At 73.0% G+C, this 7,660-nt stretch carries 8 protein-coding genes; 4 read left to right on the top strand and 4 right to left on the bottom strand.

Translation table 11 applies throughout. The annotated features are described in order from the left end of the window. Positions 1 to 867, bottom strand: an 867-nt coding sequence (locus tag ACTWQJ_RS42275) for an FkbM family methyltransferase (protein WP_443311728.1), incomplete at its 3' end; no start/stop codon positions are given. A 175-nt stretch (positions 868 to 1,042) separates the two neighbouring features. Then, the gene (locus ACTWQJ_RS42270) at positions 1,043 to 1,606 is read right to left on the bottom strand and encodes an NAD(P)H-dependent oxidoreductase (protein ID WP_443311727.1); all 564 of its coding nucleotides are present in this window, start codon (positions 1,604 to 1,606) and stop codon (positions 1,043 to 1,045) included. A gap of 114 nt (positions 1,607 to 1,720) precedes the next feature. Between ACTWQJ_RS42270 and ACTWQJ_RS42265 the strand changes: the two genes are divergently transcribed. The 3 genes from ACTWQJ_RS42265 to ACTWQJ_RS42255 all read left to right on the top strand — a co-directional run bounded on the left by ACTWQJ_RS42265 (position 1,721) and on the right by ACTWQJ_RS42255 (position 5,167). Continuing rightward, on the top strand, positions 1,721 to 2,383 hold the full coding sequence (locus ACTWQJ_RS42265; RefSeq protein ID WP_443311726.1) for a TetR/AcrR family transcriptional regulator: 663 nt from the start codon (positions 1,721 to 1,723) through the stop codon (positions 2,381 to 2,383). Between the two features lie 80 nt (positions 2,384 to 2,463). Beyond that, positions 2,464 to 3,498, top strand: coding sequence for a LacI family DNA-binding transcriptional regulator (locus ACTWQJ_RS42260; RefSeq protein WP_443311725.1), 1,035 nt, complete (start codon positions 2,464 to 2,466; stop codon positions 3,496 to 3,498). A 232-nt stretch (positions 3,499 to 3,730) separates the two neighbouring features. Beyond that, positions 3,731 to 5,167: a benzaldehyde dehydrogenase gene (locus ACTWQJ_RS42255; RefSeq protein ID WP_443311724.1), complete on the top strand. Its 1,437-nt coding sequence runs from the start codon at positions 3,731 to 3,733 to the stop codon at positions 5,165 to 5,167. A gap of 25 nt (positions 5,168 to 5,192) precedes the next feature. On the opposite strand, the gene trxA is transcribed toward ACTWQJ_RS42255, so the two are convergent. Then, positions 5,193 to 5,576 (bottom strand): thioredoxin, encoded by a 384-nt coding sequence (trxA, locus tag ACTWQJ_RS42250; RefSeq protein ID WP_443311723.1) that lies wholly within the window; start codon positions 5,574 to 5,576, stop codon positions 5,193 to 5,195. A 143-nt stretch (positions 5,577 to 5,719) separates the two neighbouring features. Here trxA and ACTWQJ_RS42245 point away from each other — a divergent pair, with 143 nt between their 5' ends. Continuing rightward, positions 5,720 to 7,153 (top strand): dihydrolipoyl dehydrogenase family protein, encoded by a 1,434-nt coding sequence (locus tag ACTWQJ_RS42245; protein ID WP_443311722.1) that lies wholly within the window; start codon positions 5,720 to 5,722, stop codon positions 7,151 to 7,153. 39 nt (positions 7,154 to 7,192) lie between these two features. Here ACTWQJ_RS42245 and ACTWQJ_RS42240 read toward each other — a convergent pair. Then, positions 7,193 to 7,660, bottom strand: a 468-nt coding sequence (locus ACTWQJ_RS42240; RefSeq protein ID WP_443311721.1) for a peptide deformylase, incomplete at its 5' end; no start/stop codon positions are given.

Here is a 7,660-nt window from a genome sequence, read left to right as displayed (position 1 = left end):
CATCGGCGGGCTGCCCTCGTACAGCCGCAGCACGGCGACCTCCGACTGCAGGCCCACGAAGTCGGCGATGCGGGCGCCCGCACCGGCGAAGACCTCCAGGTCGTAGCCCTGGGTGTCCATCTTCAGATAGGGGCGCGGCTCCTCGATGCCGGAGAGGGCCTGCTCCATCACGCCGTCCAGCCGCCGGATCTCGATCTCTTCCGTACGGGTCGTGGCGAACCGGCGGTAGCGGTCGCGGCCGTAGTCGCTGGGCGGAAGCAGCGAGTTCATGGTCTTCCAGCCGGTGTGGATGGACGTGACGGTGTCCTCGCGGCCGAGACCGCAGTGGTGGACCTGCCAGTCGGGGTCGTCCCGGGCGGCCTTGCTGAGCCGGGCGAAGGCGTCCGCGGTGGGCTCGAAGGAGACGATGCGCCCGGTGTAGCCGAGCCGGCGCAGGCGGCGGGCGTACTGTCCGGTGTTGGCGCCGACGTCGAAGACGCAGTTCACGCCGTACAGTTCGAGCATTGCGGCCACGTGCTGGGCGCACAGGTACTCGGCCGCCGCCAGCTGGATCCTGCGCTCGTCCGCGTCGGCCCGCCGGTCGAGAAGGAGTCGCGCGCCGGTGTCGCCCAGGGGGATGCCGGTCCATTCCGGGGTGGGACCGGCTGCCGTACGGGCCTTGCCGCCCAGCACGAGCCAGGTGTCCTTGCCGGCGTCCGACACCGAGTACCGGCCGTCATCCCTGACCAGCAGATCCGCCCCCGGGCCGAGCGGGATCCGGGCCCGCCGTCCGCGCCGGGACACCACCGCGGTCCCCGGTCCGAGGTCGGTCACCTGTAGCCCCAGCCGGGGCATCAACCTGAGCAGTCGTCGGTAAAGGGTCTGCATCCGCCCACCCTGGCAGAGATGTTGTCAGGGCGTCGTACGGTTGAACGTTTTTCGTCTTCCCGGAAGCCGGCGAGTGTCCCCTGCCGCGTCGCCGGGCCTCGTCGGACGGCCTGGGCGAGCGGCCGGCCGACGGGGTGGGACGGCGAGGGGGCCGGTTTCCGGCCCCCTCGGCGGGTCAGGCCGCGGCCTGCTCGCTGCCGTGGCCGTGCACCCGGGCGATGACCTCGGTGAGCTGGGCGGCGACCTCGGAGTCGTCGGCCGGGTGGGTCTCGGCGAAGCGGGTCACGGAACCGGGGATGGAGAGCTTGACGTCCTCCAGCACCTTGCCGCCGGCGATGCCCACGGCCTTGCGGGTCTCGTCCTGCGCCCAGACACCGCCGTACTGGCCGAAGGCGGTGCCGACCACGGCGACCGGCTTACCGGTGATCGCGCCGGCGCCGTACGGGCGGGACAGCCAGTCGATGGCGTTCTTCAGGACGGCCGGGATGGTGCCGTTGTACTCGGGGGTGAAGAGCAGCAGCGCATCGGCGGTGGCCGCGGCCTCGCGCAGGCGGGCGGCGGACGCCGGGACGCTGCCCTCGACGTCGATGTCCTCGTTGTAGAAGGGGATGTCGGCCAGGCCCTCGAAGAGCTGGACGTCGGCGCCCTCGGGAGCGACCTTGACGGCCGCCTCGGCGAGCTGGCGGTTGTGCGAACCGGCGCGGAGGCTGCCGACGAGCGCGAGGATGCGTACGGACATGGGGAACTCCCGAGGTGAATCGCGACTGAGATATCCGGACCGAGGTCCGGTTGCTTTTGTAGCACCATAACCGGACCGTGGTCCAGTTTCTTCCCGGTGCTTTACTCTGTCTTCATGTCCGCCTCCCTCCCGCCCATCCCGGAGCAGCAGGAACCCATCGACGCACCGGAGTTGCTCGAACTCGGCACGCCCGAAGAGGAGCCGTGCCTGCGGGCCGACGCGGCGCGCAACCGCGCACGGCTGCTGGAGGCGGCCGGCCGGCTGGTCGCCGAGCACGGCGCATCCGCGGTGACGATGGAGGCGGTGGCCGCGGCCGCCGCGGTGGGCAAGGGGACGGTCTTCCGCCGCTTCGGGGACCGCGTCGGCCTGCTCACGGCACTGCTCGACCACTCCGAGAAGAAGTTCCAGGCCGCGTTCCTCAGCGGGCCCCCGCCTCTGGGGCCCGGCGCGTCGCCGGTCGAGCGGCTGCGCGCATTCGGCTGCGCCGCGCTGCGCCGGGCGGTGGAAGAGCTGGACCTCCAGCTCGCGGCCGAAAGCGGCCCCGACCGCCGGTTCACCCACCCGGCGCGGCGTCTGCTGCACGGGCACGTCGTCCTGCTGCTGCGGCAGGCGGTCCCGGACGCGGACTGCGAACTGCTCGCGCAGACCCTCATGGGATATCTCGATCCCGCGGTGATCCATCACCTGACGAAGCAGTGCGGGATGCCGCTGGAGCGGCTCGAGGCCGGGTGGATCGATCTGGTCGCCCGGGTGACGCGGACCGAACCGCCCGGCTGAGGCGAGCAAGTTCGTTCAACGAGGGACGACGTCCCCCCGCCCGTGGCCCCGGCTGCCGCCTCTGCCAAGATGCGTACGCAATGGTGCAGATACCGAACACTCCCGCGTCCGCGCTGCCCGCCCAGCGCTCCGTGCCCACGAGCGCCGACGTGGCCCGGCTGGCCGGCGTCTCGCGCGCGACCGTCTCCTACGTCCTGAACAACACCAGCGCTGTGCGGATCAGCGAGCCCACGCGCCGCCGCGTGCACGCGGCCGCGAAGGAACTCGGATACGTACCGCACGCGGCGGCCCGCAGTCTGCGCGCCGGGCACAGTCGGATGGTCCTCATGCCGTCCCCGACCATCCCCGTCGGCCCGCTGTACAGCCAGTTCATCAACGAACTCCAGTGGGCCCTCAGCCGGCTCGACTACACGGTCGTCCAGCACGGCACCCTGGGCCTGCACGGTGACGAAGCCGCCCGCGCCTGGGCCGAGCTGCGGCCGGTCGCCGTCCTGGTACCCGGCTCGAGCCTCGGTCCACAGGGCGTGGCGGTACTCAAGCGCTCCGGCGCTCGCGCCGTGGTGACCCTCGGCCCCGAGGCCGTCGAGGGCGCACACGCCCTGCTCATGGACCACGCCGCCGTCGGCCAGGTCGCCGCCGCTCATCTGTACGCCGGCGGCCGGCGCCGCATCGGCGTCGTCGTCCCCGAGGAGCCCGGCCTCGAGATCTACTCGAGGCCCCGCCTCGACGGAGCACGCCGGGCCCTGCACGGCACGGACGCCGTCCTGACCGAGCTGCCCCTCGCCCACGAGGAGGAGGCCGCCGCCCGCCTCGCCGCGCGCTGGCACACCCTGGGCCTCGACGCGGTCTTCGCCTACAACGACGAATACGCGATGCTGCTGATGCGCGCCCTGCAGGACGAGGGCGTGTGCATCCCCGAGGACACGGCGGTGATCGGCGCCGACGACCTGATGCTCGGCCGGCTGCTGCGGCCCCGGCTGAGCACGGTCCACATCGAGCTGCCGTCCGGCAGGGAACTCGCCGAGCCGGTCGACCACGCGTTACGCAACCCGGGCGCCGAGCCCGAACACCGCGAGGTACTGGGGGCCGCGGTGGTGCACCGCGACTCTAGCTGACGGGCGCGTACGGCCAGGCATGCCCCGTACGGGGTGACCAAGCGGGCTCGGCGAAGTCGGTTGTGGTCGGCAGTGCCCGAAAGGGGCGCGGGGCTGTGTCGATATGCGGCTCCGCCGTGGGCGCGACCAGCCACGACGCACCCGCGGGTGGCGTACCGGACTTCCAGCGGAGCGCCTAGCATGGTGCGGGCTCAGCCGCACGGGGGCGCCGGTGACCGAACGGAGAGCCGTCATGCCATTGCTCGACCCCGGGACCTGGCAGTCCCGCACCCTGTCGGGACCCGAGTACGCCGTCATCGAGCCGGCCACCGGCGAGCCGCTCGGCACCCTCGCCCTCGCGACCGCGCAGGACGTCTCAGCCGCTGCCGAGGCCGCCCACGACGCCCAGGGGGAGTGGGGGCGCCTTCCGTACCTCGTGCGCGCCGGAGTGCTCCGCCGGGCCGGTGACCTGTTCACCGAGCACGCCGACGAACTGCGCGAGTGGATCGTCCGCGAGTCCGGCTCCATCCCCGGCAAGGCCGACTTCGAACTCCACGTCGCCGCCCAGGAGTGCTACGAGGCCGCCGCGCTCGCCTCCCGCCCGGCCGGTCAGGTCCTGCCCAGCGAGGCGCCCCGACTGTCGTACACACGGCGGGTCCCGGTGGGCGTCGTGGGCGTGATCGCCCCGTTCAACGCGCCGCTGATCCTGGCCATCCGCTCCGTCGCACCGGCCCTCGCGCTCGGCAACGCCGTCGTCCTGAAACCGGATCCGCGCACCGCCGTGTGCGGCGGAGTCGCCCTCGCCGCGGTCCTCGCCGAGGCGGGCCTGCCCGAGGGGCTGCTGCATGTGCTGCCGGGCGGCCCGGACACGGGCCGGGCCCTGGTCACCGATCCGCGGGTGCCGGTCATCTCCTTCACCGGCTCGACCGAGGCGGGCCGGGCGGTCGGCGAGGCCGCCGGACGCCACCTCAAGCGCGCCCACCTGGAACTGGGCGGCAACTCCGCCCTCATCGTGCTCGACGACGCCGACCTCGACACGGTGATCTCCACGGCCGCATGGGGCTCGTTCTTCCACCAGGGCCAGATCTGCATGACGACCGGCCGCCACCTGGTGCACCAGTCGCTGTACGAGGAGTATGTCGAGCGCCTCGCCGCCAAGGCGGACTCACTCGCGGTCGGCGATCCGCTCCGCGAGCAGGTGCACCTCGGCCCGGTCATCGACTCCACCCAGCTGGCCAAGGTGCACGGCCTGGTCGAGTCGAGCACCGCCGACGGAGCCCGGCTGGCCGCGGGCGGCACGTACGAGCGCCTCTTCTACCGGCCGACCGTCCTCGCCGGCGTCCACGACGACACCCCCGCCTACACGGAGGAGGTGTTCGGCCCGGTCGCGCCCGTGCGGTCCTTCAGGACCGCCGAGGAGGCGGCCGCCCTCGCCGGGCGCAGCCCATACGGCCTCTCCCTCGGTATCGTCACCCGCGACGCGGCCCGCGGCCTCGAACTGGCCGAGCGGATCCCGACCGGCATCGTCCACATCAACGACCAGACCGTGAACGACGAGGCCGTGGCGCCCTTCGGCGGGGTCGCCGCGTCCGGCACCGGCGCCCGCTTCGGCGGCGAGGCCAACCTGGAGGCCTTCACCGACGTGCGCTGGACGACGGTGCGCGGTGACGTGCCGGAGTACCCGTTCTAGGCATGGCCGACGGGATGCGTGTGCCCTACTGGTCGCCGCCCTGCTGGGCCTGCTGCTCGGCCACGGCCTTGCGGACCTCGTCCATGTCGAGCTTGCGGGCCTGGCCGATGACGTCGGTCAGGGCCGCCTCGGGAAGCGCACCCGGCTGCGCGAAGACCGCGACCCGGTCCCGGACGATCATCAGCGTCGGGATGGACTGGATACCGAACGCTGCGGCCAGTTCCGGCTGCGCCTCGGTGTCCACCTTGCCGAAGACCAGGTCGGGGTTGTCCTCCGCCGCCTTCTCGTAGACCGGGGCGAACTGCCGGCACGGCCCGCACCAGGACGCCCAGAAATCGATCAGGACGAACTCGTTGTCCGTGACCGTCTGGTCGAAGTTCTCCTTGGTGAGCTCCACGGTGTGGCTCATGGCGTGAATCCCTCTTCCTGGGGTGGGGGCAAAGCCGTCGGCACAACACGGCCGGACCGTGACGTATTCCGTACGCCCGGCGGGCACGTACCGGCGTGCGTACCCATGTGGCCTCACGCCACACCACCCACCAGACTGACCCCATGACGGAAACGGAATCCATCGCTTATGACGTCGTGGTGCTCGGTGCCGGGCCCGTGGGGGAGAACGTCGCCGACCGCACCCGCGCGGCCGGGCTGTCCACCGCGGTCGTGGAGGGCGAACTCGTCGGCGGCGAATGCTCGTACTGGGCCTGCATGCCCAGCAAGGCGCTGCTGCGCCCGGTCCTCGCCCGCGCCGACGCCCGCCGCCTCCCGGGTCTGCGACAGGCGGTGCAGGGCCCCCTCGACGCGCCCGCGGTGCTCGCCCGCCGGGACGAGTACACCTCCCACTGGAAGGACGACGGCCAGGTCCGGTGGCTCGACGGCATCGGGGCCGACCTCTACCGCGGGCACGGGCGGCTCGCCGGGCCGCGCACGGTCGTGGTGACCGGCACCGACGGGGTGCGGCACACCCTCACCGCCCGGCACGCCGTCGCCGTCTGCACCGGCAGCCGCGCCCAGCTGCCCGGGCTGCCGGGCCTCGCGGACGTCGGACCGTGGACCAGCCGGGAGGCGACGAGCTCCCAGGTCGTCCCCGGCCGGCTGATCGTCGTCGGCGGAGGTGTCGTCGCCACCGAGATGGCCACCGCCTGGCAGGCCCTCGGCTCCCAGGTGACCGTCCTCGTCCGCGGCAAGGGCCTGCTGTCCCGCATGGAGCCGTTCGCCGGCGAACTCGTCGCCGAGGCGCTCACCGAGGCGGGCGCCGATGTCCGCACCGGCACCTCCGTCACGTCGGTGACCCGCGAGAACGGCACCGTCGTCGCCGTCACCGACAGCGGCGACCGCCTCGAGGCCGACGAGATCCTCTTCGCCACCGGCCGCGCCCCGCGCACCGACGACATCGGTCTCGACGCCGTCGGCCTGGAACCCGGCTCCTGGCTGCCGGTCGACGACAGCCTCCGGGTGACCGGCACGGACTGGCTGTACGCGGTCGGCGACGTCAACCACCGGGCCCTCCTCACCCACCAGGGCAAGTACCAGGCCCGCATAGCGGGCGCAGCCATCGCCGCCCGCGCCTCCGGCGGGTCCGTCCTCGAATCCGAACCCTGGGGTGCACACACCGCCACCGCCGACCACGGCGCCGTCCCGCAGGTCGTGTTCACCGACCCGGAGGCCGCGTCCGTCGGACTCTCGCTGGCGGAGGCGGAACAGGCCGGCCACCGCGTCCGCGCCGTCGACGTCGAGTTCTCCTCGGTCGCCGGAGCGGGCCTGTACGCCGACGGCTACCGCGGCCGCGCCCGGATGGTGGTCGACCTGGAGCGCGAGATCCTCCGCGGTGTCACCTTCGTCGGCCCCGGCGTCGGCGAACTCATCCACTCGGCGAGCATCGCGGTCGCCGGGGAGGTACCGGTGAGCAGGCTCTGGCATGCGGTGCCGTCGTATCCGACGGTCAGCGAGGTGTGGCTGCGGCTGCTGGAGGGATACCGGGACAGCTGACGTGCTGCGGTGGCGGGAGCGTGCGCCGAACCCCCGGGCTCAATCCGGGAGTTCGAAACCCAGCTCCCGCGCCGCCTCGTCCGGTGTCGGCCGCGCCCAGCGCTCTGCCACCGCCGTGTTCGACGACAGCGAGCGCAGTTCGGCCCGGTCGAGGTACAGCACGCCGTCCAGGTGGTCCGTCTCGTGCTGCACGATCCGCGCGGGCCAGCCCTCGAACAGCTCGTCCACCGCGCGGCCGTGCTCGTCCGCGCCCGTCAGCCGCACCTGAGCGTGCCGGGCCACCACCGCCTGCCAGCCCGGCACGCTCAGACAGCCCTCGAAGAACGCGGTACGCCCGGCGCCGACGGGCTCGTACGACGGATTCACCAGCACCCGGAACGGCTGCGGCACCCGCCCTCGCGCCAGCCGCACCTCCTCCGGCACCGGCGCAGGGTCCTCGATCACCGCAATCCGCAGGGGCACGCCCACCTGCGGCGCCGCGAGGCCGACACCGGGAGCGGCGTGCAT

Source organism: Streptomyces sp. KR55 (assembly GCF_052245645.1).
GTDB classification, from domain to species: domain Bacteria; phylum Actinomycetota; class Actinomycetes; order Streptomycetales; family Streptomycetaceae; genus Streptomyces; species Streptomyces flavusporus.
Note: the sequence above shows the minus strand (reverse complement) of the source record. Positions and strands in the feature narration are given on the sequence as shown.